Source organism: Streptosporangium fragile, from assembly GCF_039534445.1.
Lineage (GTDB): Bacteria > Actinomycetota > Actinomycetes > Streptosporangiales > Streptosporangiaceae > Streptosporangium > Streptosporangium fragile.
The window spans coordinates 1-591 of sequence record NZ_BAAAVI010000194.1 but is presented as its reverse complement, the minus strand read 5'-3'; the positions used below and the strand labels follow the sequence as shown (position 1 = coordinate 591).

The window sequence follows — 591 nt, the reverse complement described above, 5'->3', positions numbered from 1 at the left end:
CCTTTCCATCCAGTATCCACCATACGGCACGCGCTTGCTGAGATGGCCATACAGGTGATGCAGCAGCATATTCCCTTCCAGCAGAATCCCGGCGTGGTTCCACTTATCCGCCTGCACCTGCATGATCACCATGTCACCCGGTTGCGGTGGACCATCAAACTCACGGAACCCGCATTCATTCCAGCAGTCCTGATAAAAATTGTCCGGATACTCCTTTTCCCACCACGGATAATCAACGCGGTAATCGTGCAGCTCGATGCCGTGGGTTTGCCGAAAATAGCTCATCACCAGGCCCCAGCAATCGTAGTGGCCCAGCACGAATGGTCGCTCGAGGAGCGGCAACTCACCACGCGGGTGGATGGTACGGAGATCGCCTTCTGGCCAGCTGATAATATGCCAAGGGAGAAGGGTCGCGTCGCATTGCGCTTTATCCAGTTCGCTCGGCTGGGTGGTGGCATCAGGATGGCTGTGAACAATACCGGTGATCGTTCCCCATTCCTCAACCTCCGCATAATCCTCCGGCGCCAGCACAAAATTATCTTTCGACTCTGTGGCCAGGTTCCGGCAGGGGAAATAACGCTCCGCTCGCCC

Annotated in this window: 1 protein-coding gene; it reads right to left on the bottom strand. The window is 56.3% G+C overall.

The window, feature by feature from the left end:
* A partial coding sequence (locus tag ABD841_RS40605; protein WP_425582128.1) for a C40 family peptidase occupies positions 1-558 on the bottom strand: 558 nt, incomplete at its 3' end.
* Positions 559-591: the final 33 nt, after the last annotated feature.